At 65.3% G+C, this 25009-nt stretch carries 22 protein-coding genes and 1 tRNA gene; 15 read left to right on the forward strand and 8 right to left on the reverse strand.

Annotated features, from left to right (window positions below; translation table 11 throughout):
• Positions 1 to 38: 38 nt before the first annotated feature.
• From AO057_RS11770 to lptF, 3 genes are read right to left on the reverse strand one after another with little or no spacing between them, the layout of a single operon-like run.
• Positions 39 to 419: a sirohydrochlorin chelatase gene (locus AO057_RS11770; RefSeq protein WP_057676116.1), complete on the reverse strand. Its 381-nt coding sequence runs from the start codon at positions 417 to 419 to the stop codon at positions 39 to 41.
• A gap of 5 nt (positions 420 to 424) precedes the next feature.
• A complete protein-coding gene (gene lptG, locus AO057_RS11775) occupies positions 425 to 1534 on the reverse strand; it encodes an LPS export ABC transporter permease LptG (RefSeq protein WP_057676119.1) in 1110 nt (369 codons plus the stop codon).
• Complete coding sequence (gene lptF / locus AO057_RS11780) at positions 1531 to 2634, reverse strand: LPS export ABC transporter permease LptF (RefSeq protein ID WP_057676121.1); 1104 nt, start codon at positions 2632 to 2634, stop codon at positions 1531 to 1533. Before lptF ends, lptG begins: the two co-directional genes overlap by 4 nt.
• A 22-nt stretch (positions 2635 to 2656) precedes the next feature.
• Here lptF and AO057_RS11785 point away from each other — a divergent pair, with 22 nt between their 5' ends.
• The 6 genes from AO057_RS11785 to AO057_RS11810 all read left to right on the forward strand — a co-directional run bounded on the left by AO057_RS11785 (position 2657) and on the right by AO057_RS11810 (position 7047).
• On the forward strand, positions 2657 to 4129 hold the full coding sequence (locus tag AO057_RS11785) for a leucyl aminopeptidase (RefSeq protein ID WP_057676123.1): 1473 nt from the start codon (positions 2657 to 2659) through the stop codon (positions 4127 to 4129).
• Between the two features lie 22 nt (positions 4130 to 4151).
• Positions 4152 to 4589, forward strand: a complete 438-nt coding sequence (locus AO057_RS11790) for a DNA polymerase III subunit chi (protein WP_057676126.1) — start codon at positions 4152 to 4154, stop codon at positions 4587 to 4589.
• On the forward strand, positions 4589 to 4891 hold the full coding sequence (locus AO057_RS11795; protein WP_057676128.1) for a hypothetical protein: 303 nt from the start codon (positions 4589 to 4591) through the stop codon (positions 4889 to 4891). The genes AO057_RS11790 and AO057_RS11795 overlap by 1 nt, the downstream gene beginning before the upstream one ends.
• A 104-nt stretch (positions 4892 to 4995) precedes the next feature.
• The gene (locus AO057_RS11800) at positions 4996 to 6171 is read left to right on the forward strand and encodes a branched-chain amino acid ABC transporter substrate-binding protein (protein ID WP_057676130.1); all 1176 of its coding nucleotides are present in this window, start codon (positions 4996 to 4998) and stop codon (positions 6169 to 6171) included.
• A gap of 107 nt (positions 6172 to 6278) precedes the next feature.
• Positions 6279 to 6368: transfer RNA gene (locus AO057_RS11805), tRNA-Ser, on the forward strand.
• Between the two features lie 313 nt (positions 6369 to 6681).
• A complete protein-coding gene (locus AO057_RS11810; RefSeq protein WP_057677272.1) occupies positions 6682 to 7047 on the forward strand; it encodes a DUF4189 domain-containing protein in 366 nt (121 codons plus the stop codon).
• Between the two features lie 15 nt (positions 7048 to 7062).
• Here AO057_RS11810 and AO057_RS11815 read toward each other — a convergent pair whose 3' ends face one another.
• The 4 genes from AO057_RS11815 to AO057_RS11830 form a co-directional block, all read right to left on the reverse strand.
• Positions 7063 to 8058: a Bug family tripartite tricarboxylate transporter substrate binding protein gene (locus tag AO057_RS11815; RefSeq protein ID WP_057676133.1), complete on the reverse strand. Its 996-nt coding sequence runs from the start codon at positions 8056 to 8058 to the stop codon at positions 7063 to 7065.
• Positions 8059 to 8239: 181 nt separating this feature from the next.
• The gene (gene rarD / locus AO057_RS11820; protein WP_205630020.1) at positions 8240 to 9136 is read right to left on the reverse strand and encodes an EamA family transporter RarD; all 897 of its coding nucleotides are present in this window, start codon (positions 9134 to 9136) and stop codon (positions 8240 to 8242) included.
• Positions 9137 to 9146: 10 nt separating this feature from the next.
• The gene (locus AO057_RS11825) at positions 9147 to 10055 is read right to left on the reverse strand and encodes an SPFH domain-containing protein (RefSeq protein WP_057676135.1); all 909 of its coding nucleotides are present in this window, start codon (positions 10053 to 10055) and stop codon (positions 9147 to 9149) included.
• Between the two features lie 16 nt (positions 10056 to 10071).
• Complete coding sequence (locus AO057_RS11830; RefSeq protein WP_057676138.1) at positions 10072 to 10503, reverse strand: NfeD family protein; 432 nt, start codon at positions 10501 to 10503, stop codon at positions 10072 to 10074.
• Positions 10504 to 10648: 145 nt separating this feature from the next.
• Here AO057_RS11830 and AO057_RS11835 point away from each other — a divergent pair, with 145 nt between their 5' ends.
• Positions 10649 to 12925 (forward strand): arginine/lysine/ornithine decarboxylase, encoded by a 2277-nt coding sequence (locus tag AO057_RS11835; RefSeq protein ID WP_057676140.1) that lies wholly within the window; start codon positions 10649 to 10651, stop codon positions 12923 to 12925.
• Positions 12926 to 13007: 82 nt separating this feature from the next.
• On the opposite strand, the gene fabI is transcribed toward AO057_RS11835, so the two are convergent.
• Positions 13008 to 13805, reverse strand: coding sequence for an enoyl-ACP reductase FabI (gene fabI / locus AO057_RS11840; RefSeq protein ID WP_057676142.1), 798 nt, complete (start codon positions 13803 to 13805; stop codon positions 13008 to 13010).
• Positions 13806 to 13862: 57 nt separating this feature from the next.
• Between fabI and AO057_RS11845 the strand changes: the two genes are divergently transcribed.
• From AO057_RS11845 to rbfA, 8 genes are all read left to right on the forward strand, one after another.
• Positions 13863 to 15722 (forward strand): extracellular solute-binding protein, encoded by a 1860-nt coding sequence (locus AO057_RS11845; protein WP_057676144.1) that lies wholly within the window; start codon positions 13863 to 13865, stop codon positions 15720 to 15722.
• Positions 15723 to 15725: 3 nt separating this feature from the next.
• Positions 15726 to 16760: a microcin C ABC transporter permease YejB gene (locus AO057_RS11850; RefSeq protein ID WP_057676146.1), complete on the forward strand. Its 1035-nt coding sequence runs from the start codon at positions 15726 to 15728 to the stop codon at positions 16758 to 16760.
• Positions 16760 to 17794 (forward strand): ABC transporter permease, encoded by a 1035-nt coding sequence (locus AO057_RS11855; protein ID WP_057676147.1) that lies wholly within the window; start codon positions 16760 to 16762, stop codon positions 17792 to 17794. The genes AO057_RS11850 and AO057_RS11855 overlap by 1 nt, the downstream gene beginning before the upstream one ends.
• Complete coding sequence (locus AO057_RS11860) at positions 17791 to 19395, forward strand: ABC transporter ATP-binding protein (RefSeq protein ID WP_057676148.1); 1605 nt, start codon at positions 17791 to 17793, stop codon at positions 19393 to 19395. Before AO057_RS11855 ends, AO057_RS11860 begins: the two co-directional genes overlap by 4 nt.
• Before the next feature lie 188 nt (positions 19396 to 19583).
• Positions 19584 to 20171 (forward strand): ribosome maturation factor RimP, encoded by a 588-nt coding sequence (rimP, locus tag AO057_RS11865; protein WP_057676149.1) that lies wholly within the window; start codon positions 19584 to 19586, stop codon positions 20169 to 20171.
• 20 nt (positions 20172 to 20191) lie between these two features.
• Positions 20192 to 21697 carry a transcription termination factor NusA gene (gene nusA, locus AO057_RS11870; protein ID WP_057676150.1) on the forward strand — a complete coding sequence of 502 codons (1506 nt, stop codon included), beginning with the start codon at positions 20192 to 20194 and terminating at the stop codon, positions 21695 to 21697.
• 72 nt (positions 21698 to 21769) lie between these two features.
• Entirely contained in the window at positions 21770 to 24631 is a 2862-nt protein-coding gene (gene infB / locus AO057_RS11875) for a translation initiation factor IF-2 (protein ID WP_057676151.1), read from the forward strand.
• 3 nt (positions 24632 to 24634) lie between these two features.
• Positions 24635 to 25009: a 30S ribosome-binding factor RbfA gene (gene rbfA / locus AO057_RS11880; RefSeq protein ID WP_057676152.1), complete on the forward strand. Its 375-nt coding sequence runs from the start codon at positions 24635 to 24637 to the stop codon at positions 25007 to 25009.

A 25009-nucleotide genomic window follows, 5' to 3' on the forward strand; every position in this document is an offset into this window, starting at 1 on the left:
TTGAGTCCCGGCCGATTGTACGTAGGGCCGGCAGGCCCTTAGCTGTCGGCTAGTGCGATGCGTGCGAGCATGTCGACCACCCGCTCGTCCTCGCCGATGGCCGGACGCAATTCGAAGCCCACCTGCGGGTACAGGCGCCGCAATTCGGCCACCAGCAGGGGCAGGTCTTCGCGGGCATGACGGCCCACGCCGAGGAACATGGGCACGATGGTGATGGCCGTGACGCCCTGCGCCACCATCCCGGCGGCGCAGGCGGGGAGGTCAGGCTCCATGAGCTCCAGGTAGGCGCAGCGCACGATGGCAGCGGATTCGAGCGCTGCGGCGCGTACGGCCACGGCTTCCATGGGAGCGCGCCACTGCGGGTCGCGCGAGCCGTGCGCGAAGAGGATGAGGCCGCGTGACGGCACCGGGTGTTGCATGAAAGTTACCTTCTGAGCACCAGCCAACCGAAGGCGGTGAGGGAGATCAGCATGTAGATCATGCCGGGGGCGGCGGCCGTGAGCCAGGGAATCCAGTGCTGCAGCTCGCCGATGTAGCCGAACACGTTGTTGAGGAAGAAGAAGCTGATGCCGGCCATCACGCCGCCGAAGACGTAGAGGGAGATGCCCTCGTTGCGGAAGTGCAGGTAGGCAAAGGGCAGGGCCAGCATGACCATCACCAGGCAGCTCAGCGGGTAGAACACCTTTTTCCAGAACTCGATCTCGTAGCGCTCGGCGGTCTGGGCGTTTTCCTTGAGGTGGCGGATGTACTGGAACAGGTCGATGGTGCTCATGCGCTCGGGTCGCAGCACGGCGGCCGAGACCATCTCGGCCGAGATGCCCGTGGGCCAGCGGAACGCCGGCACGCGGGTGCGTTCGACCCGGCTGAGGGCCAGGCCGGGCGCGTTGAACTCGGTACGCTCGGCATTTTCGAGCTGCCAGGCGTCGTCGGGCATGAAGCGCGCCAGCGGCGCGTGTGTCATCGAGACCAGGGCACTCTGGTTGTCGAATTCAAAGATGCGCACATCGCGCATATCGCCGTCGGAGTTCAGCGAGCCGACGTTGACGGCGAACTGGGCATAGGGCTCGCGCTCGCGCAGCCAGGCGCCGGTCTGGCCCACGCTGAGCTTGCCTTCGTAGCGCGCCTTGAGCAGCTGGGCCGTGCGGTCGGCCCAGGGGGCCAGGTAGTCGCCGATGACGAAGGTCAGCAGGGCGAAGGTGAAGCCGGCGATGAGCAGCATGCGCAGCGCGCGCCAGGGGCCCAGCCCGCTGGTGCGCAGGATGGTGAATTCAGAACTCTGCGCCAGCCGCGTCATGACGTAGATGGTGCCGATCAGCACGGTGATGGGCAGCAGCTCGTAGAGGTGGTTGGGCACCAGCAGGGCCACGTAGCTGGCGGCCTGCGGCACCTGATACCCGGCGGACAGGCCCGGGCGGCCGATGGTGGGCAGCTGGTCAACGAAGTCGAAGAAGGCGAAGAGCGCCAGGAAGCCCAGCGTGACGAAGACCACGGCCGTGAACATCTCTGCGTGGATCAGGCGGCGGATGGTGTTCATGGGGTTGCCGCCTTGCGCTGGGGCAGGCGCAGGCGCCAGCCCCAGTTGTACTGGCGCTTGGCCAGCCAGAGCAGGCCGGCGGCCAGCATGCCGCCGTGCAACAGCACGTTGTAGGCCAGGAAACCGAACTTGCCGGAGGCGATCCAGGTCTGCCCCAGGGTCAGCAGGTTCAGATAGACCTGAAACAGCAGCAGCGAAAACATCAGGTTGCCCGAGCGCCCCACGCGCGGGTTGACGCGCGTGGCAGCCAGCGCGAGCACGGACAGGTTGAGCGCGGCCAGCACGAAACCCAGGCGCATCGAGATCTCGCCCAGGTAGGCCGGGGAGGTCGGGTTGCGGATCAGCGCCAGCGTGGAGATGTTGCCCAGCGGGACATCGATCTTGCCACCCAGCGGGTCCTGCGCCACACGCAGTTTGTAGCGTTCGAACTCGCCGATCTTCACCTCGCCTTTGCCCTGGGTGCTCTCCAGGCGCTGGCCGTTTTCCAGCACCAGGAAACGGTCGTTGCCGATCAGCTCGGTGTAGCCGCTGCGCGCCGAGGTCACCGTCTCCTTGCCGTTTTCGGTGGTGGCGACAAAGACGTTCCTGGCGCTGTACTCGTTAAGCAGGCTTTTCTCGACGAAGAAGACACGGGTGCCGCCAGCCGATTCCTGGAACTGGCCGGGCTGCACGCGTTCCAGGTCGCCGCGGCTTTCGTACTGGGCGCGCATGTTCTCAACCTGCTGGTTGGACCAGGGCAGCACGAACATGGCCAGGGTGGCGATGGCCAGCAGGATGGGCCAGGCGAAACGCAGCAGGGGACGCAGCAGGTTGAACAGGCCCATGCCGCTGGAGAACCAGATGACCATCTCGCTGTCGGTGTACAGGCGCGACAGCGTCATGACGATGGCGACGAACAGGCCCATGGTCATGATGTTGGGCAGGAAGGACAGCAGCGTGTAGCCCATGACCAGCATCACGTCCGACGGATTGAAGCTGCCGCGCGAGGCCATGCCCAGTGTGCGGATCAGCGTCATGGTCATGACAACGGTGACCAGAACGATCAGCGTGGCGCCAAAGCTGCGTGCCAGCTCCTTGCGGATGGAGGAATCGAATAACATTGCTCGTCAGGAAAACGCCATTATGAACTTCGAACTCAAGTCCCTGGACCTCGCCGGTGCATCCGCGCAGGTCTGCGATGCCCTCATCCTCCTGGTTCCCGCCGGTTTCAAGCCGGGCCGGGACCCCTTGGCGGCCCTGATCGGCCAGGCCCTCAAGGCCGGCGACCTCGATACCAAGGCCGGCAAGCTGCTGGCCCTGTACCGCCCGGCCCAGGCCAAGGCCGGCCGCGTGCTGCTGGTAGGTGCCGGCGACGGGACACCGCGCCAGGTCAGGCTGGCCGTCCATGCCGCGCTCGGGGCCCTGCGCTGCGGCACCCCGGCCGTGAAGAAGCTGGTGCTGGGTTTCACGCTGGCGCCGCAGGCCGGTGCTGTCCGGGCAGCCGTGCAGACCGTGGCCGACAACAGTTATGTCTACACGACGACCAAATCCAAGGCCGAAGGTCGCAGCCTGGCGCGCGTGACCCTGGGCGTGCCCAAGGCAGTTGAGGCCAAGGCCGAGTTTGCCCAGGCCAGTGCCGCCGTGGCCGGCATCGAGCTGGCCAAGGAGTGGGCCAACCGCCCGGCCAACCACGCCACGCCGACCGACCTGGCCCAGGCCGCTCGTGCGCTGGCCAAGTTCCCCAAGATCAGCTGCCAGGTGCTGGGCCCGCGCGAGGTGGCCAAGCTGAAGATGGGCGCCTTCATGGCCGTGGCGCAGGGCTCGGAGCAGCCGCTGCGTTTCATCGTGCTGCAGTACAAGGGCGCGCCGGCAGCCCAGGCCCCCACCGTCCTCGTGGGCAAGGGCATTTCCTTCGACACCGGTGGCATCTCCATCAAGCCGGCGGCCGAGATGGACGAGATGAAGTTCGACATGGGCGGCGCGGCCAGCGTGCTGGGGGTGTTCCGTGCCCTGGGCGAGCTCAAGCCGGCCATCAATGTGGTCGGTCTCATCCCGAGTTGCGAGAACATGCCCGACGGCCGCGCCGTCAAACCCGGTGACGTGGTGACCAGCATGAGCGGGCAGACCATCGAGATCCTCAACACCGACGCCGAAGGGCGCCTGGTCCTGTGCGACGCCCTGAGCTACGCCGAGCGCTACCAGCCCCAGGCCGTGGTGGACATCGCCACGCTGACCGGCGCCTGCGTGATCGCCCTGGGCGCGGTGCGCAGCGGCCTGTTCAGCCCCAGCGACGAGCTGGCGCAAAAGCTGTTGAAGGCCGGCGAGACTGCGCAGGATCTGTGCTGGCGCATGCCGCTGGACGACGATTACGCCGAGGGGTTGAAGAGCAACTTTGCCGACGTGGGCAATGTGGCCGGCCGCGCGGGCGGCGCCATCACGGCGGCCAAGTTCCTGCAGCGCTTCACGGCCAAGTTCCCCTGGGCGCACCTGGACATCGCCGGCACCGCCTGGAAGAGCGGCGCGGCCAAGGGCTCGACCGGTCGCCCCGTGGGCCTGTTGCTGGAGTTCCTGCTGGCCCAGCAGACGCCCGTCAAATCCGCGCGGCGCAAGGCCTGAAACACCGGGCGGACGCAGCAGCATGACCGAAGTGGCCTTTCATTTCAACGCGCCGGACAAGCTGGCCTACGCCTGCCGTCTGTTGCGCAAGGCGGTGGCGGCCGGTTCGCGCGTGGTGGTCACGGCGCCGGCCGATGCGCTGGCCCGGCTCGATACCCTGCTGTGGACCTTTTCCCAGACCGATTTCATCGCCCATGTGCGCCAGCCGGCCGAGCCCGGCCAGCTGGCCGTCTCGCCGATCGTGCTCACGGACAGTCCGGCCCAGGAGCTGCCGCATCGTCAGGTGCTGCTCAACCTGGGCACGCAGTTGCCTGCGGGCTTCGAGCGCTACGAGCGCCTGATCGAGGTCGTCAGCCTGGACGACGAGGACCGGCAGCTGGCGCGCGGGCGCTGGAAGCAGTACACCGAACTCGGTTACGACATCGTTCGCCATGATCTGAACCTGAAAGGCGCCAGCTGATGGCCGCGCTCTCCAAGAAGCTGCTGCGCACCCTGCCGACCCTGACCGAGGTGGTGGATGTGCCGGCACAGCCGACGGCCGCCTCCGGCGATTTCGAGGAGGCGCTGATCGAGCGCGTGCTCCAGCGGCTGGAGCTGACGCTCGATGCCCAGGTGCAGAAGGTGGTGGCCGATGCCCTGCAGGAACAGATGAAGGATCTGGCCCCGCGCATCCGCCAGCGTGTGGACAACGCCGTACGCAAGGCCGTGACCCAGGCCGTGACCGCAGAAACCAAGCCGCCGGTCGGCCGCCGCGCAGCTTGAGTGGTCACCAGCAGCATGGGGGTATGCAGCCGCACCGCAGAATTTGAGGTAGTCTTGCGTTCGTCAGTTTTTTTCACCAGCCCGTTTCTATATTGGAGATCGTCATGCCCGTGAATCAAGTGAATCGTGTACTGCTCGTTGTTGCCGCCGCGGCCCTGCTGGTCGCCTGTGGCAAGAAGGAGGAGGCGGCTTCCGGCGCCGCCGCGCTGCCCGTGGTGAAGATCGGCCATGTCGGCCCGGTCAGCGGTGCCATTGCCCACCTGGGCAAGGACAATGAATACGGCGCACGCATGGCGATCGACGAGCTCAATGCCGCCGGTGTCACCATCAACGGCCAGAAGGTCAAGCTCGAGCTGATGGCCGAGGACGACGGCGCCGATCCCAAGCAGGGCACGGCCGTGGCGCAGAAGCTGGCCGATGCCAAGGTGGTTGGCGTGATCGGCCACCTGAATTCGGGCACCACCATCCCGGCCTCCAAGATCTACAGCGACGCCGGCATCCCGCAGATCTCGCCCTCCGCCACCAACCCCAAGTACACCCGCCAGGGTTACAAGACGACCTTCCGCGTGGTGGCCGATGACGTGCACCTGGGCAGCACCCTGGGCAAGTACGCCGTGGGCACCCTCAAGGCCAAGAACGTGGCCGTGATCGACGACCGCACCGCCTACGGCCAGGGCGTGGCCGAGGAGTTCACCAAGGCCGCCGAGGCCGCTGGCGCCAAGGTTGTGGCCAAGGAGTTCACCACCGACAAGGCCACCGACTTCAACGCCATCCTGACCAGCATCAAGGGCAAGAAGCCCGACGTGGTCTTCTTCGGCGGCATGGACGCCGTGGGCGGCCCTATGCTCAAGCAGATGAAGTCCCTGGGCATCACGGCCAAGTTCATGGGCGGCGACGGCATCTGCACCGCCGAGCTGCTCAAGCTGGCGGGCGACGCGATCGGCCAGGAGCAGGTGTTCTGCGCCGAAGCCGGCGGTGTCGAGGGCGAGGGCAAGGCCGGCATGGACAAGTTCCGCGCCGACTTCAAGACCAAGTTCAACGTCGACGTGCAGCTCTATTCGCCCTACGTCTACGACGCCACCAAGGTGCTGGTCGCCGCCATGGTCAAGGCCAACTCCTCCGATCCGGCCAAGTACCTGCCGGTGCTGGCGGCGACGGCCGATTACAAGGGCGTGACCGGCCCGATCGCTTTCGACGAGAAGGGCGACATCAAGAACGGCGCGCTGACCCTGTTCACCTACAAGGCCGGCAAGCGCGAGCAGCTGGCCGTGGTCCGCTGATTCAGCGTTCCGCACCCCCGAAAAGCGCCTGCGGGCGCTTTTTCTTTGTCCGTCCCGGCCCCTTCCTGCCAGAGGCGACGCCAGGCTCGGCTACAATAGCGGGCTTCGGAGGGGTGGATGAGCGGTTTAAGTCACACGCCTGGAAAGCGTGCGTGGGGTAAAACCCACCGCGGGTTCGAATCCCGCCTCCTCCGCCAAAATGCAAAGGCCCACGCAGTGCGTGGGCCTTTTGTTTTGGCGGGGCAGGGTAGGTGAGAACAGAGGGACGTCCTCTCGCCTTTGCGCCTTGCGCGGGGGCGCAGCCCCGGGAAATTCGCGCCAGACGAATTTCGAGCCATCCCGCCCGCTGCTCGTCAACCCGTGCCGAACCCTTCTGCCTCGTGACTTTTTCCTGTTCTGCAATGGCGTGGGAGCGGTCCACAAGGCGAAATCGATTAACCTGTGCACAGCAAGGAAGCTCGTCTTTGCCATCCCCATCGACAAGAAACATGAGGAGACACGATGCGTGAAATGAAATCAACCCTTCGCTGCTGGACCCTGGCCCTGACGCTGGCACTGGGTGCCGGCCAGGTTCTGGCCGCCGGTGCGCTGGCCATCGACAGCAACCAGGGTGACCAGTACGGCTTTGCCTACAACCATCCGAGTTCGGGCCAGGCCGAGCAGCGCGCCCTGCAGGAGTGCGGAGGTGGCTGCCAGATTGTGCTGCGCTTCAGCAACAGCTGCGCGGCCTACGCGACTGACCAGTCGCGTGGCTCGAACGCTTACGGCTGGGGCTATGCCTCGTCGGCCGGGGCAGCCCAGAACCGCGCCCTCTCGGAATGTCGTGCGCGTGGGAATTCCTGCATGGTCCGGGTCTGGGGCTGCGATAACCAGTAGGCCTCACAGTCGGCGTTATTCAGCCTGAAGGCCTGCCATCTGGATGGCCTTGCGGCTGAGTTCGATGTCGCGCGTCAGATAGGCCTGGAATTCCTGGGGAGTCGTGGCGGATGCGACAGCGCCGTTGGTCTCAAACGCGGTGCGCAGTCGGGGCTGCTGCAGTGCGGCCGTCAGCGCACGGTTCAGTTTCTCCGTGACCTGTGGTGGCAGCCCTTTGGGTGCCATCAGGCCAATCCAGCCTGAGAATTCGAATCCAGGCACGGTGGTCGCCAGGGAGGGCGTATCGCCCACCGGCTTGCTCGTCGGGCCCATGCTGTGACCCAGCAGCCGCAAACGGCCTGCGTTCACCAGGCCCATTGCAGCGGGTGCGGGTGTCAATACCCAGTCGGTCTCGCCGGAAACGACGGAGGCCACACCCTGGCTGCCGCCCTTGTAGGGCACATGCAGCGATTTGAAGCCGGCGGCGGACTGGAACGCCACGCCGGCCAGGTGACTGGCCGAGCCGATGCCCGCCGAGGCCATGTTGCTCGACTCGCCTTTGGACCTGGCATAGGCGATCAGGTCAGCGGTGCTGCGCACGGGCAGGTTCATGTTGCACACCAGGACGTTGGGCAGCAGCGCGATCAGCGAGACAAAATCGAAGTCTTCCAGCGGCCGGTAGGTCACGCCTTTTTGCAGCAGGGGCGCGCCCGTGATGGCGCTGCTGGACGCAACAATCAGGGTATAGCCATCGGCGACCGCATTGCGGCCCATCTGGACGCCAATGGCGCCCGCCGCACCGGCCTTGTTATCGACGATCAGAGATTGGCCCAGCAGTGGCCCCATCTCATTGGCGACGATCCGGCCGACGGTATCGAGCGAGCTGCCGGGGGCGTTGGGCAGGATCAGGGTGATGGCGCGGCGCGGGTACGGATCCGTTTGCGGGAAGGCTGGAGCCGACCAGAACAGGGCGCTTGCAGAGCCGGTGGCGAGCAGTTGACGCCGGGAAATCCCGTGGCGGATGTCTTGCATGTGGTCCCCTCTGTTCAGTTGATTGATTCCGGCATTGAATCTATGTCAATTCGTCGATTGCCGCACTAGGGTCATTGCCGATGCCATCAGCGCCGGCACTTCGGACTATTTCCCGGAGCCATGAGCCGGCTTGTCATGCCTGCTGTCTGAACTGGCGTTGCACCGGGCGCCAGCTTGCGACTCAGGACGCTGGCGCGCGGTCGGGGCGCAGTTTGAGCAGCCCCTCGAGGACCAGCAGGCCGACGGCCAGCCAGACCGGCCCGTAGGTCCACCACTGGGTGGGTGCGATGCGTTCACCCAGCAGCAGCGCCACACCCACCAGCAGCACCGGCTCGACATACCCCAGCAGGCCGAACAGGCCCAGGGGGAGCAGGCGGCTTGAGAGGATGTAGCTGACCAGGGCCGTGGTGCTGATCAGGCCCATCACCGGGACCAATCCCCACAGGGCGGGACGCTGCGCATAGACGTCCAGGCCCGGTGCCACGCCCAGGGCGAACCAGGCCGCCAGTGGCAGCATGAGCAGCATGTCGAACCAGAGGCCGCCCAGATGGTCGGTACGGTAGCGCCGGCGCAGCATGAAGTACAGCGGATAGCCCAGGGCCACGACCGCGGCGGTCCAGCTGAAGCTGCCCACGCGCCAGAGCTCATGCAGCACGCCGGTGCCGGCGCAGAGGACGGCCAGGCGCTGCAGCGGGGTGAGGCGTTCACCGTAGACCAGGCGGCCGGTCAGCACCATGGCCAGCGGCAGCATGAAGTAGCCCAGGGAGACGTCGAGCGCGCGGCCGTTGGGTGGCGCCCAGAGGAAGAGCCAGAGCTGCACGCCCAGCAGGGCCGCCGAGAGCGGCAGCACCAGCCACAGCAGGGGCTCGGTACGAAGGCGGTGGCGGGTGGCCCGCACCAGCTGCCAATCGCCGCCAGCCAGCAGGAAGGCCGCCATCAACGGCACGGTCAGCAGCATGCGCCAGCCGAAGATCTGCTCGCCGTCCAGAGGCGAGAGCCAGGAGGTGTAGTAGTACATCACCCCGAACAGGGTCGAGGCGAGCACGGAGAGCGCCACCCCCTGGGTCGTGGGTGTCAAGGCGCCCGACCTATTTCTGCTGGCGCACCATGGCCATGGCCGAGGTGATCAGGGCCGAGACCTCGGTCATGTTGCTCGGCACGATCAGCGTGGTCGTCGCATCCGATGCCACCTTGCCATAGGCCTCGACAGCCTTCTCGGCCACCTTGAGCTGCACGGCCAGTTCGCCGCCGGGCTGGCGGATGGCGGCGGCCACACGCTCGATGGCGCCGGCCGTGGCGTCGGCCACGGCGGTGATGGCGGCGGCCTCACCCTGGGCCTGATTGATGGCCGCCTGCTTCTCGCCTTCGGAGCGGGCGATGAAGGCCTCGCGTTCGCCGGTGGCGATGTTGATCTGTTCCTGGCGCCGGCCCTCGGAAGCGGCGATCAGGGCGCGTTTCTCGCGCTCGGCCGTGATCTGGGCCTGCATGGCGTGCAGGATTTCCTTCGGGGGCGTCAGGTCCTTGATCTCGTAACGCAGCACCTTGACGCCCCAGTTCAGCGCGGCCTCGTCGATGGCCTGGACCACCTGGGCGTTGATGATGTCGCGCTCCTCGAAGGTCTTGTCCAGTTCGAGCTTGCCGATCACGCTGCGCAGCGAGGTCTGGGCCAGCTGGGTGACGGCCACGATGTAGTTGGACGAGCCGTAGCTGGCGCGCATGGGGTCGGTGACCTGGAAGTAGAGGATGCCGTCGACCTGCAACTGGGTGTTGTCGCGCGTGATGCAGACCTGGCTGGGCACGTCCAGCGGCACTTCCTTCAGGCTGTGCTTGTAGGCCACCTTGTCGATGAAGGGGAAGATGAAGTTCAGGCCGGGCGTGAGCGCGCCGTGGTATTTGCCCAGGCGCTCGACCACCCAGGCGTTCTGCTGCGGCACGATCTTGACCGAGCGGCTGACAAAGATGACGGCGATGACAAAAACGAGGATGGCGATTTCCATGGTGGTTCTCCCTGCTTCAGTTGGCGATTTTTTCGAGGATCAATTGGCTGCCACGCACCTCGACGATGCGGTGCGCACCGGTGGCACGGCTGCTGACATCCCGCGGCACGGCCAGCCACTGGGCACCACGGTACTTGATATGGGTGTTGCCGTCGGGCAGCCAGGACTCGACCTGCACGGTCTCACCGATGTCCAGGTTGACGTCCGGGTTGGTCCCGGCGTCCTGGCCGGCTGCCGCGCGCGGGCGCCAGAAGTGCCAGGCCAGCACGGCGCCACCGCCGACCAGCGCGGCGATCACCACCTGCGGCGTGGCCGCCAGCCCGGTGTGGGCCGCCACGGCCCCGGCCGCCAGGCCCCCGGCCAGCATGAGCAGGTAGAAGGTACCGGTCGTCAACTCGGCGGCCACCAGGATGCCGGCGGCCAGCCACCAGAGGGTCGAATCAGCCATGACTTGCTTTGCTCCTATCGGTGGGTGTGATTCAATTGCGACATTCTGCGGCAAATCCCATGACAGATTCGGGTCAGCCGCCAATTAATCCTTACACTTCGCGCTCGTTTTTCTTTTTTGTCAGCCCGGCTGGAGTCCACCGTCCATGAAGTTTCGCTTTCCCATCGTCATCATCGACGAAGACTTCCGTTCCGAGAACACCTCGGGCCTGGGCATCCGGGCCATGGCGCAGGCCATCGAGGCCGAAGGCTTCGAGGTGCTGGGTGTCACCAGTTACGGTGATCTTTCACAGTTCGCCCAGCAGCAGTCGCGTGCCAGCGCCTTCATCCTGTCGATCGACGACGAGGAGTTCACCCCCGGCCCGGACCTGGACCCGGCCGTGCTGAACCTGCGCACCTTCATCGAGGAAGTGCGTCGCAAGAACGCCGACGTGCCGATCTACGTCTACGGCGAGACCAAGACCAGCCGCCACCTGCCCAACGACATCCTGCGCGAGCTGCACGGTTTCATCCACATGTACGAGGACACACCCGAGTTCATGGCGCGCCACATCATCCGCGAGGCCAAGAGCTACCTGGAAGGCATCCAGCCGCCGTTTTTCAAGGCGCTGCTCGACTATGCCGAGGACGGCTCCTACTCCTGGCACTGCCCGGGGCACTCGGGCGGCGTGGCGTTCCTCAAGAGCCCGGTGGGCCAGATGTACCACCAGTTCTACGGCGAGAACATGCTGCGCGCCGACGTCTGCAACGCGGTGGAAGAGCTGGGCCAGCTGCTGGATCACGATGGCGCCATCGGCGAGAGCGAGCGCAATGCCGCGCGCATCTTCAACGCCGACCACTGCTATTTCGTCACCAACGGCACCAGCACCTCCAACAAGATCGTGTGGCACCACACGGTGGCGCCGGGCGACGTGGTGGTGGTGGACCGCAATTGCCACAAGTCCATCCTGCACGCCATCATCATGACGGGGGCGATTCCGGTCTTCCTCAAGCCCACGCGCAACCACTTCGGCATCATCGGCCCGATCCCGCAAAGCGAGTTCGAGCCGGCCACCATCCAGGCCAAGATCAAGGCCAACCCGCTGCTCAAGGGCGTGGACGCCAAGAAGGTCAAGCCGCGCGTGCTGACGCTGACGCAGTCCACCTACGACGGCGTGCTCTACAACACCGAGACCATCAAGAGCCTGCTCGACGGCTACGTCGACAACCTGCACTTCGACGAAGCCTGGCTGCCGCACGCGGCCTTCCATCCCTTCTATGGCCGTTACCACGCCATGGGCAAGAAGCGCGGGCGGCCGAAGAATTCCATGGTCTACGCCACCCAGTCCATCCACAAGCTGCTGGCCGGCATCAGCCAGGCCAGCCACGTGCTGGTGCAGGATGCCGAGAACACCAAGCTGGACCATCACCTCTTCAACGAGGCCTACCTGATGCACACCAGCACCAGCCCGCAGTACAGCATCATCGCCAGCTGCGATGTGGCGGCGGCCATGATGGAGCCGCCCGGCGGCACCGCGCTGGTGGAGGAAAGCATTCTCGAGTCGCTCAACTTCCGCCGCGCCATGCGCAAGGTGGACGAGGAATACGGCAAGGACTGGTGGTTCAAGGTCTGGGGCCCGGAGAAACTGACGGAAGAGGGCATCGGAAGCGCCGAGGACTGGATCATCCGCAGCGACGGCCGCAGCACCAAGAACGGCAGCAAGTGGCACGGCTTCGGCCAGCTGGCCGACGGCTTCAACATGCTGGACCCGATCAAGTCCACCATCGTCACGCCCGGCCTGAACTTGGACGGCAAGTTCGACAAGACCGGCCTGCCGGCTTCCATCGTGACCAAGTACCTGGCCGAGCACGGCGTGGTGGTGGAGAAGACCGGCCTGTACAGCTTCTTCATCATGTTCACCATCGGCATCACCAAGGGCCGCTGGAACACCCTGCTGACCGCTCTGCAGCAGTTCAAGGACGATTACGACAAGAACCAGCCCATGTGGCGTGTCATGCCGGATTTCTGCAAGAAGCAGCCCAAATACGAGCGCATGGGCCTGCGCGACCTGTGCCAGTTCATCCACGAGATGTACGCCAAGTACGACATCGCGCGCCTGACCACCGAGATGTACCTGAGCGACCTGACGCCGGCCATGAACCCGAGCGACGCCTATTCCCATATCGCCCATCGCAAGACCGAGCGGGTGGAGATCGACCAGCTCGAAGGCCGCATCACCGTGGGCCTGGTGACGCCCTACCCGCCGGGCATCCCGTTGCTGATCCCGGGCGAGGTCTTCAACAAGAAGATCGTGGACTACCTCAAGTTCGCGCGCGAGTTCAACGGCCAGTGCCCGGGTTTCGAGACCGACATCCACGGCCTGGTGGAAGAAACCGGCCCGGACGGCAAGCAGCACTACTACGCGGATTGCGTGAAGGCCTGAGCCAGCGCAGGGGTCTCACGGCCCAAAGAAAACGCCCCGCAGTGCGGGGCGTTTTTCATGGCGGAGCGCGGTGGCGCGAGGCTCAGGATTCCAATACCGCCACGGCGGATTGGCTGAAACCGCCGTCCACGTAGCTGATTTCAGAGGTCATGCCGCTGGCCAGGTCGCTCATCAGGAAGGCGGCCACGTTGCCGACATCCTCGATGGTCACGTTGCGCCGCAGGGGCGAACCATTGGCCGCAATGCCGAGCAGTTTGCCGAAGTCCTTGATGCCGCTGGCGGCCAGGGTCTTGATGGGGCCGGCGCTGATGCCGTTCACGCGGATGCTACGGCCGTCCGGCAGGTGGCCCACGGCCTCGGCCAGGTAACGCACCGAGGCTTCCAGGCTGGCCTTGGCCAGGCCCATGGTGTTGTAGTTCGGGATGGCGCGCAGGGCGCCCAGGTAGCTCAGCGTCAGCAGGGCCGATTTGTCCTTGAGGAAGGGCAGGGCCGCCTTGGCCATGGCCGGGAAACTGTAGGCGCTGATGTCGTGCGCGATGCGGAAGTTTTCCCGGGTCAGGCCGTCGAGGAAGTTGCCGGTGATCGCCTCGCGCGGGGCGAAGCCGATGCTGTGCACGAAACCGTCGAATTGGGGCCAGTGGGCCGACAGGTCCTTGAAGAGATTGTCGATCTGGGCGTCGTCACCGACGTCGCAGTCGAAGATCAGCTTGGAGTCGAAGTCGGCGGCGAACTCGGTGATGCGGTCCTTGAAGCGCTCGCCCACGTAGCTGAAGGCCAGTTCGGCCCCCTGTTCATGGCAGGCCTTGGCGATGCCATACGCGATGGAGCGGTTGCTCAGCACGCCAGTGATCAGAAATTTCTTGCCGGTCAGGAAGCCCATATTTTTTCTCGGTTAACCAAGGAAGGAAAGATTTGTGTGCAGAATTGTCGCATGCGGATGCGCCATTTTCTGCTTGCCCTGATTTCGCTGATCTTCTGCCTGCCGGGCTGGGCCGCGCATGCTTATGCCCAGTTCGGCGATATCAAGTATGCGCCGGGCTTTGCCCATTTCGACTACGTGAACCCGGCGGCGCCCAAGGGTGGCGAGATCACGCTGGTGCCACCCACCCGCCTGTCCAACTTCGACAAGTACAACCCCTTCACCCTCAAGGGCAGTGCCCCGCCCGGTCTCAATGGCCTGGTGTTCGAAAGCCTGCTGACCGGCACCCTGGACGAGCCGACCACGGCCTACGGCCTGCTGGCACAGGAGGTCACGGTGGCGCAGGACAAGCTCTCGGCGGTTTTTACGCTCAACCCGCTGGCGCGCTTTCAAAATGGCGATCCGGTGCTGGCGGCCGACGTCAAGCATTCCTTCGACCGGCTGACGTCCAAGGAGGCGGCGCCCCAGTTCCGCACCATCTTCGGCGAGATCCGGGGCGTGACCGTGGTGGCGGAGCGGGCGGTACGCTTCGACTTCAAGCGCGTCAACGCCGAGCTGCCGCTGATTGCCGGCAGCCTGCCCGTGTTCAGCCGCAAGTGGGGCCTGGACAACGGCAAGCTCAAACCCCTGGACCAGATCGTCACCGATCTGCCTATCGGCTCCGGCCCCTACCGCATCGGCAAGGTCAACTTCGGCAAGGACATCAGCTACGAGCGCGACCCGGCCTACTGGGCCCGTGATCTCAACGTGCGCCGCGGCCTGTTCAACTTCGATCGCATCACCTACAAGATCTACAAGGACAACACCGCGCAGCTGGAGGCCTTCAAGGCCGGCGAGTTCGACTACATCCAGGCCTTCATCGCGCGCGAATGGGCGCGGGCCTACACCGGCAAGCCCTTCGAGCGCGGCCAGCTCATCAAGAAGGAGCTGCAGCACGGCAATGCCGGCGACTTCCAGGGTTTCCTTTTTAATATGCGGCGCGACAAGTTCAAGGACGTGCGCGTGCGCCAGGCCATCGCCCTGGCCATGGACTACGAGTGGATGAACCGCCAGCTCTTCTACAACGCCTACACACGAGTGCGTGGTTATTTCGTCGGCAGCGACTTCGAGGCCAAGGGCAAACCCACGCCCGAGGAACTGGCCGTGCTGGCGCCGCTGCGCCGACTGCTGCCGCCCGAAGTCTTCAGCGAGGATGTGCCGCTGCCGCCGGTGGCCAGCCTGGACCCGGCCTCTGGCCACACCCTGCGCGACAACCTGCGCCGCGCGCGTGACCTGCTGGCCGCCGCCGGCTGGACCTACCGCGACGGTGCGCTGCGCAACGGCAAAGGCGAACCCTTCACGATCGAGTTCCTCGACAACTCGGGTTCCATGGGCCGCGTGGTCACGCCTTATGCGCGCAACCTGGAAAAGCTGGGCATGCAGGTCAACTACAAGGTGATCGACTTCGCCATCCTGCAAAAACGCATGGACGTGTTCGATTTCGAGATCATCAGCAACCGCCTGATTGGCAGCGAGGCGCCGGGCACCGAGCTGCTGGAGCGCTACGGCTCCAAGGCCGCCGATATCGAGGGATCGAGCAACGTCATCGGCCTCAAGGACCCGGCGGTCGATGCCCTGCTGGACCAGGTGATCTCGGCTCAGACCCGGCCGCAACTGGTGGCACGTGTGCGTGCGCTGGACCGCGTGCTGCGGCACGGCCACTACGCCGTGCCGCACTGGTACAGCGGCGTGCATCGCGTGGCCTGGCGCGCCGGCCGCTTCGAACAGCCGGCCGTGACGCCGCGTTATTACCAGCCCGAGGCCTGGGTCACCTCGGTCTGGTGGGCAACACCGGCCAATCTTGCGGCCAGCCTGGCCGCGAACGGGGGAGGGAAGTAAGCCATGCTTGCCTACATCCTCAAGCGCCTGCTGCTCATGATCCCGACGCTGTTCGGCATCCTGCTGCTGACCTTTGTCGTCATCCAGTTCGTGCCGGGCGGCCCGGTGGAGCAGATGGTGGCGCAGCTGCAGGGGCGCGATACGGGCGGCGAGGGCGCAGCGGCCAGTGGTGCGGGCTATCGCGGCCGCCAGGGTGTGGATGCCGCGCGCATCGCCGAGATCCGCACCTTCTACGGCTTCGACAAGCCGGCCCACGAGCGTTTCTGGCAGATGCTGGGGCAGTACGCACGCTTCGACCTGGGCAAGAGCTTCTTCTATCCCAAGAGTGTGTGGGAACTGGTCAAGGACAAGCTCCCGGTGTCGATCAGCCTGGGGCTGTGGACCTTCTTCCTGAGTTATCTCATCTCCATTCCGCTGGGCATCGCCAAGGCCGTGCGCGCCGGCACGCGTTTCGACACGCTGACCAGCCTGGTCGTGCTCATCGGTTACGCCATCCCCGGTTTCGTGCTGGGCGTGGCGCTGCTGGTGATCTTCGGCGGCCAGCTGCAGTGGTTCCCGTTGCGCGGCCTGACCTCGAGCAACTGGGAGACGCTGAGCTGGGGCGCGAAGATCGTGGACTACCTCTGGCACATCACGTTGCCGGTGACGGCCAGCGTGCTGGGCGCCTTTGCCGTGACCACCATGCTGACCAAAAACGCCTTCCTCGAAGAGATCCGCAAGCAATACGTGCTGACGGCCCGCGCCAAGGGCCTGGGCGAGAGGCGCGTGCTGTGGACACATGTGTTCCGCAACGCGCTGATCCCCATCGTCACGGGTTTCCCGGCGGCCTTCATCGGCGCCTTTTTCGCCGGCTCCCTGCTGATCGAGACCCTGTTCTCGCTCGACGGCCTGGGCCTGCTGTCCTATGAATCGGTGATGCGACGCGACTATCCCGTCGTGCTGGGCACGCTCTACCTGTTCACGCTGATCGGCCTGGTGACCAAGCTGATCTCCGACCTCTGCTACGTCTGGGTCGATCCCCGGGTGAAGTTCGACTGATGGCTGGCGTTTCCCTTTCCCCCTCACGGCGCGCCTGGCTGCGCTTCCGGCGCAACCGCCTGGGCTACTGGAGCCTGCTGGTCTTCTGCACGCTGTTCGTGCTGAGCCTGGGCGCCGAACTCATCTCCAACGACAAGCCGCTGCTGGCACGGCACCACGGCCAGTGGTACCTGCCCATCCTGCACAACGTGCCGGAGACGGCGTTCGGTGGGGATTTCGCGACGCCGACCGACTACCTGGACCCCTTCATCCAGCAGCAGTTCGCGAAAGAGGGCAACTTCGCGCTCTACCCGCCCAATCCCTACCACCACAGCACCATCAACTACTTCGCCAAGGAGCCCAACCCCTCGGGGCCCTCGGCCGACAACTGGCTGGGCACCGACGACCGCGGACGTGACGTGGTGGCCCGCCTGCTCTACGGTTTTCGCATCTCGGTGCTGTTCGCCCTGGCGCTGACCTTCATCGGCGTGCTGCTGGGGGTGATCACCGGGGCCGTGCAGGGTTATTTCGGCGGCAAGATCGACCTGGGGTTCCAGCGTTTCATCGAGATCTGGGGCTCCATGCCCGAGCTCTACCTGCTCATCATCTTCTCGGCCATGTTCGACCCCAGTGTGGCCCTGCTGCTGATCCTGCTCAGTCTCTTTGGCTGGATGGGCCTGTCGGACTACGTGCGGGCCGAATTCCTGCGCAACCGCCAGCTCGACTACGTGCGCGCGGCGCGCGCCATGGGCCTGTCCAACGGGCAGATCATCTGGCGCCACATCCTGCCCAACAGCCTCACGCCCGTGGTGACCTTCCTGCCCTTTCGCATGAGCGCAGCCATTTTGGCGCTGACCTCGCTGGACTTCCTGGGCCTGGGCGTGCCGCCGGGCACACCCTCGCTGGGCGAACTGCTGGCCCAGGGCAAGAACAACATCGACGCCTGGTGGATCTCGCTGTCCACCTTCGGCGTGCTGGTCATCACCCTGCTGCTGCTGACCTTCATGGGCGATGCGCTGCGCGATGCGCTGGACCCCAGGAAGGCTGAAAAATGAGCGGGTTCCTGTTGGAGGTGAAAGACTTGCGCGTCGCCTTCGGCGGCAAGGAAGTGGTGCGCGGCCTCGATTTCCAGATCGCCCCGGGCGAGAAAGTGGCCCTGGTGGGCGAGTCCGGCTCGGGCAAAACCGTCACGGCGCTGAGCCTGTTGCGCCTGCTGCCCGAGGCTGCCGTCAGCGGGACCGCCGGCTTCGCCGGCAGCGATGGCCAGGCCGACCTGCTGTCCCTGTCCGAGCGCGAGTTGCGCGGCATCCGCGGCCGCGACATTGCGATGATCTTCCAGGAGCCGATGACGGCCTTGAACCCGCTGTTCACCATCGGCGACCAGATTGTCGAAGTGCTGCAGCTCAAGCTGGGCCTGGGCCGCGCACCGGCTCTGGCGCGCGCCATCCAGTTGCTGGCCGACACCGGCATTGCCCAGCCCGAAGAGCGTGTCAAGGCTTTCCCACACCAGTTGAGCGGCGGCCAGCGCCAGCGCGCCATGATCGCCATGGCCCTGGCCTGTCAGCCCAGATTGCTGCTGGCCGACGAGCCGACCACGGCGCTGGACGTGGCCCTGCGCGGCCAGATCCTGGACCTGCTGGACGGCCTGCAGCAAAAACACGGCATGGCCGTGCTGATGATCACCCACGACCTGAACCTCGTACGGCGTTTTGCCAGCCGGGTGGTCGTGATGGAAAACGGGTGCATCGTGGAGCAGGGGCCGGTGGCCGAAGTGTTTGCGCGGCCGCAACACCCCTATACCCGCAGCCTGATCGACAGCCGACCGGTGCGCGACGTGCAGGAGCTGCCCCAGCAGGCCGGCGCGCCGGCACTGCTGCAGGCCCGGGGCCTGCGCGTGGGCTACCCCGTGCCGCTGCCCGGCCTGCGCGGCTGGTTCCGACGCGGCGAGTTCGTGGCGGTGCAGGGCGCAGACTTCAGCATTCCGCCCGGCCACACCCTGGGGGTGATCGGCGAATCGGGTTCGGGCAAGTCGACCCTCGCGCTGGCTGCCCTGGGCCTGCTGCCCTTCACAGGGGAATTGCAGGTGGACGGCCGGGCCTGGAGCCGCGACCAGGTGCGCAACAAGGCGCTGCGCCGGGTGGTTCAGGTGGTGTTCCAGGACCCGTTTTCCTCGCTCTCGCCGCGCCTGACGGTGGAGGAGATCGTGGGGGAGGGCTTGACGATCCATACGCCTGAGCTATCAAAAGAGGAGCGATCGGCCAAGGTCGAGCGGGCGTTGGAGGAGGTGGGCCTGACCGAGGCCCAGTTCCCTGGCCTGTTGCAGCGTTACCCCCATGAGTTTTCCGGTGGCCAGCGCCAGCGCCTGGCCATCGCCCGGGCGCTGATCGTCGAGCCGCGCCTGATCGTGCTGGACGAACCCACCAGTGCCCTGGACGTGACCATCCAGAAGCAGGTGCTGCAGCTGCTGCAGCGCCTGCAGCGTGAACGGGCCCTGAGCTACCTGCTGATCACCCACGACGTGGACGTGATCCGGGCCATGGCGCACGAGGTGCTGGTCATGAAAGGCGGGGAAATCGTCGAGTCCGGCCCGGTGGCGGCCCTGCTGGACGCTCCGGCCCATCCCTACACCCGGACCCTGGTGCAGGCGGCCACCTGAAAACCGCGGGGTTCGACAAGACCTGCGGTTTCAACAAAATCGGCCCACACGGGCTGGAATTTCCTTGAAAATCAAGGCTCTAGTCCCGATTTTCGAGTACAATTCGGCAATTCTCGACCAAACGGGCGGATTACCAACCGCCCTTTTTTTATGGTCGAACGCTTTTTGATGGCCAGGGAAGGGCAACGTTGACACTGCAGCAGATCGTCGAACAAACCGTGACCGGATTCGGTTACGACCTGGTGGAGATCGACCGCTCCGCCGGGGGCTTGCTGCGCGTGACAATCGACCTGCCCTGGGATCCGCAACTCGGTGAGCGTTTCATCAACGTCGAGGACTGCGAGAAGGTCACGCGCCAGTTGCAGTATGCGCTGGAAGTCGATGGCATCGAGTACAAGCGGCTCGAGGTGTCTTCGCCGGGCATCGATCGCCCGCTGCGACATGAAAAGGATTTCGAGCGTTTCGTCGGCCAGGTGGTCGACATCACGCTCAAGGCGCCGATGGGCGCGGCTGCGGCCGGCCAGGTCAGTGCCAGCCGCAAGAAATTCCGCGGCACGCTCGAACGCGTGAGCGCTGCCGACGGCAGCACGGGCTGGCAGATCGTCTGGAGCGATGCGCCAGCGCCCAAGCCGGGACAGAAGGTGAGCAAGAAGCGTGAGCCGGTGCCGCTGCAGGCACTGGGTTTCACGCTGGACGAATTGCGCGAGGCGCGTCTGGCGCCGATCGTGAGTTTCAAGGGCCGCAGCGATATGCACGCTGGGGCCACGGGTCTTTGAGGGTATTGGAGGTTAGAGGCATGAATCGCGAACTGTTGATGCTGGTGGAAGCCATTTCCCGCGAAAAGAACGTCGAGCGCGACGTGGTCTTTGGTGCGGTGGAATCCGCCCTGGCGCAAGCCACCAAGAAGCTGTACGAAGGCGACGTGGACATCCGCGTGGCGATCGACCGTGACACGGGCGTCTACGAGACGTTCCGCCGCTGGCATGTCGTCCCCGACGAGGCCGGCCTGCAACTGCCCGACCAGGAAATCCTGCTGTTTGAAGCCAAGGAACAGATCCCCGACATCGAAGTCGACGAGTACATCGAAGAGGGTGTCGAGTCGGTGCCGATCGGCCGCATCGGCGCCATGGCCGCCAAGCAGGTCATCCTGCAGAAGATCCGTGACGCCGAGCGCGAGATGCTGCTCAACGACTTCATGTCGCGCGGCGAGAAGATCTTCGTGGGCACCGTCAAGCGGATGGACAAGGGCGACATCATCGTGGAGTCCGGCCGGGTCGAAGGTCGTCTGCGCCGCGGCGAGATGATCCCCAAGGAAAACCTGCGCACCGGCGACCGCGTGCGCGCCATGATCATGGATGTGGACCTGACGCTGCGTGGCGCCCCCATCATCCTGTCGCGCTCGGCTCCCGAGTTCATGATCGAGCTGTTCCGCCAGGAAGTGCCCGAGATCGAGCAGGGCCTGCTGGAGATCAAGTCCTGCGCCCGTGATGCCGGTTCGCGCGCCAAGATCGCCGTGCTCTCGCACGACAAGCGCGTCGACCCCATCGGCACCTGCGTCGGCGTGCGCGGCACCCGCGTCAACGCCGTGACCAACGAGCTCGCCGGCGAGCGTGTGGACATCGTGCTGTGGAGCGAAGACCCCGCCCAGTTCGTGATCGGCGCGCTGGCCCCGGCCAATGTGCAGTCCATCGTGGTGGACGAAGAGAAGCACGCCATGGACGTGGTGGTTGACGAGGAAAACCTCGCCATCGCCATCGGCCGCGGCGGCCAGAACGTGCGTCTGGCGTCCGACCTGACCGGCTGGAAGATCAACATCATGGATGCCGCTGAATCGGCCGAGAAGCAGGCCACCGAGACTGGCTCGCTGCGCTCGCTGTTCATGGCCAAGCTCGACGTGGACGAGGAGATCGCCGACATCCTGATCGCCGAGGGCTTCACCAGCCTGGAAGAAGTTGCCTACGTGCCGCTGCAGGAGATGCTGGAGATCGAGTCCTTCGACGAAGACACCGTCAACGAGTTGCGTGCCCGTGCCAAGGACGCCCTGCTGACGATGGAGATCGCGCGCGAGGAGAGCGTCGAGGAAGTGTCGCAGGACCTGCGCGACCTCGAAGGCCTCACGCCCGAGCTGATCGCCAAGCTGGCCGACGGCGGCGTGCATACGCTGGATGACCTGGCCGACCTCGCGGTCGACGAGCTCACCGAGATCACCGGCCAGTCCGAGGACGAAGCCAAAGCCCTGATCATGAAGGCGCGCGAACATTGGTTCACCAATGAAGCCGCCGCTCAAGAGTCATCGTCATGAAAAAATAAGTTCAGTCAAGGCTGGCCATTGCCCTCCGGGCTGGTCATGCCGTAGCTAAAGGCCCCATCACAAATGTCCAGTACGACCGTCGCCGAGTTTGCAACCGAACTCAAGAAGTCAACCGATACCCTGCTTGAGCAGCTCAAGGCCGCAGGCGTGGCTAAATCCTCCGCCGCCGACACCCTGACCGATGCCGACAAGCAACGCCTGCTGGGTTTCCTGCAGGCCAGCCATGGCACAGCCACGGCTGAGCGCAAGAAGATCACCCTGACCAAGAAGTCGACCACCGAAATCAAGCAGGCCGACGCCAGTGGCAAGGCCCGCACCATCCAGGTGGAAGTCCGCAAGAAGCGCACCTTCATCCGTCGCGATGATGGCAGCGATGTGGCCGAGGGGGGCGTAGCCGAGCCGGTTGAAGAAGCTCCGGTGGCAAGCCAGGCGGCCCCTGCGGTCGACAATGCCGAACTCATGCGCCGCGAGGAAGAGGCTCGACGTCAGGCCGAGCTGATCCGTCGTCAGGAAGAAGATCTGGCAGAGAAGCGCCGCCAGCGCGAAGCGGCCGAGCAGCGCGAGCGTGAAGCCGCAGAACGTGCCGCCAGCTACGCGGCGACGGAGGACGAGAAAAAGGTTCAGGCATCGACCAGCAAGGCTGAAGCCACGGCCGAAGCCGCGGACGCTGCTGCAGCGCGTGCTGCGGCGCAGGCCGAGCTGCGCGAAAAGGCGGCCGCCGAATCCAAGGCCCGTGCCGACGAAGAGGCTGCGCGTGCACTGGACTTGAATGACCGCCGCCGCAAGGCCGAGGCGGAAGCTGCGGCCATCCGCTCCATGATGGCAACCCCGGCCAAGAAGGCCCCGCCACCGCCGCCGCCGCCCAAGAAGGAAGAGCCGAAGACGGCCATGAAGGGCACCCTGCACAAGCCGGCAGCCGGCAGCACGGTTGCCAGACCGGCCAAGCCGGCAGGTTCCGGTGCCGCTGCGCCTGCTGGTGCCGGCAAGGAAGTCAAGTCGGCCAAGCTCTCGAGCAGCTGGGCCGGTGATCCGGCCAAGAAGAAGGCCATTCCCACCCGCGGCGACACCAGTGGTGGCGTCGGCCGCAGCAGCTGGCGCGGTGGTCCGCGCGGCAAGCGCGGTCACGACCGTGATGACCAGCATACCCAGGCCGCACCGGTCGAGGCCCGCATCGTCGAGGTGCACGTGCCCGAGACCATCACCGTGGCCGAACTGGCACACAAGATGGCCGTGAAGGCTTCCGAGGTGATCAAGCACCTGATGAAGCTGGGCCAGATGGTCACCATCAACCAGCCGCTGGACCAGGACACGGCCATGATCGTGGTCGAGGAAATGGGCCACAAGGCCATCGTGGCGGCCCTGGACGACCCCGAAGCCTTCACCGACGAGGAAGTGTCGGAGCAGCACGGCGAATCGCTGCCGCGCGCCCCGGTCGTGACCGTCATGGGCCACGTCGACCACGGCAAGACCTCGCTGCTGGACTACATCCGCCGCGCCAAGGTGGCCGCGGGCGAAGCCGGCGGCATCACGCAGCACATCGGCGCCTACCACGTGGAAACGCCGCGCGGCATGATCTCCTTCCTGGACACCCCGGGTCACGAGGCTTTCACGGCCATGCGTGCCCGTGGCGCCCAGGCGACCGATATCGTGATCCTGGTCGTGGCTGCCGACGACGGCGTCATGCCGCAGACCCGGGAAGCCATCAAGCACGCCAAGGCGGCGGGGGTTCCCATCGTCGTTGCCATCAACAAGATCGACAAGCCCGATGCCAACGCCGACCGCGTGAAGCAGGAACTGGTGGTGGAAGAGGTGGTGCCGGAAGAATTCGGCGGTGACTCGCCCTTCGTGCCCGTGTCGGCCAAGACCGGCCAGGGCATCGATGCGTTGCTGGAGCAGGTGCTGCTGCAGGCCGAGGTGCTGGAACTCAGGGCCCCGATCGACGCCATGGCCAAGGGCCTGGTCATCGAGGCCAAGCTGGACAAGGGCCGCGGCCCGGTGGCTACCGTGCTGGTGCAGACCGGCACGCTCAAGACCGGCGACGTGGTGCTGGCCGGCCAGACCTATGGCCGCGTGCGCGCCATGCTGGACGAAAACGGCAAGCCGATCAAGTCGGCCGGGCCGTCCATTCCGGTGGAAATCCAGGGCCTGACCGAGGTCCCGCAGGCGGGCGACGAGTTCATGGTGCTGTCCGACGAGCGTCGGGCTCGCGAGATTGCAACCTACCGTGCCGGCAAGTTCCGCAATACCAAGCTGGCCAAGCAGCAGGCCGCCAAGCTGGAAAACATGTTCACCGACATCTCCGCCGGCGAAGTCAAGATGGTGCCCATCATCGTCAAGGCCGACGTGCAGGGTTCGCAGGAAGCCCTGGCCGCCTCGCTGCTCAAACTGTCCACCGACGAGGTCAAGGTGCAGCTGGTCTATGCGGCCGTCGGTGGCATCAGCGAGTCCGACGTCAACCTGGCAATTGCCTCCAAGGCCATCATCATCGGCTTCAACACCCGGGCTGACGCCGGGGCGCGCAAGCTGGCCGAGAACAACGATGTCGAGATCCGCTACTACAACATCATCTACGACGCCGTTGATGAGCTGAAGGCGGCGATGTCGGGCATGCTGGCACCGGAGAAACGCGAAGAGGTCATCGGCATGGCCGAGATCCGTACCGTTTTCGTGGCCTCCAAGATCGGCACGGTCGCCGGCTGTATGGTCACCGCCGGCTTCGTCACCCGCAGCGCGCATTTCCGCCTGCTGCGCGACAACGTGGTCATCTACACCGGCGAGCTGGACTCCCTCAAACGCATGAAGGACGATGTGCGCGAGGTCAAGGAAGGCTTCGAGTGCGGTATCAAGCTCAAGAACTACAACGACATCAAGGAAAACGATCAGCTGGAGTTCTTCGAGGTCAAAGAAATCGCCCGTACGCTGTAAACCATGCCGGCCAAGAAGTCATCCACTCCGAACCGCGGCTTCAAGGTCGCCGATCAGATCCAGCGCGATCTGACGGAGTTGATCGCGCGCGAGTTGAAAGACCCGCGCGTGGGCATGGTGACGCTGCAAAGCGTCGAGGTCACACCCGACTACGCGCATGCCAAGGTGTATTTCAGCGTGCTGATCGGTGACCCGCAGGAAACGCAGGACGCGCTGAACCAGGCCGCCGGCTTCCTGCGCAACGGCCTCTTCAAGCGCCTGCACATCCATACCGTGCCGACCCTGCACTTCCTCTTCGACCGCACCACCGAGCGGGCTGCTGACATGAATGCGCTGATCGCGCAGGCTGTCGCATCGCGTTCCAAAGACGAGGGATAA

It is taken from the genome of Curvibacter sp. PAE-UM (genome assembly GCF_001432305.1).
GTDB lineage: Bacteria > Pseudomonadota > Gammaproteobacteria > Burkholderiales > Burkholderiaceae_C > Hylemonella.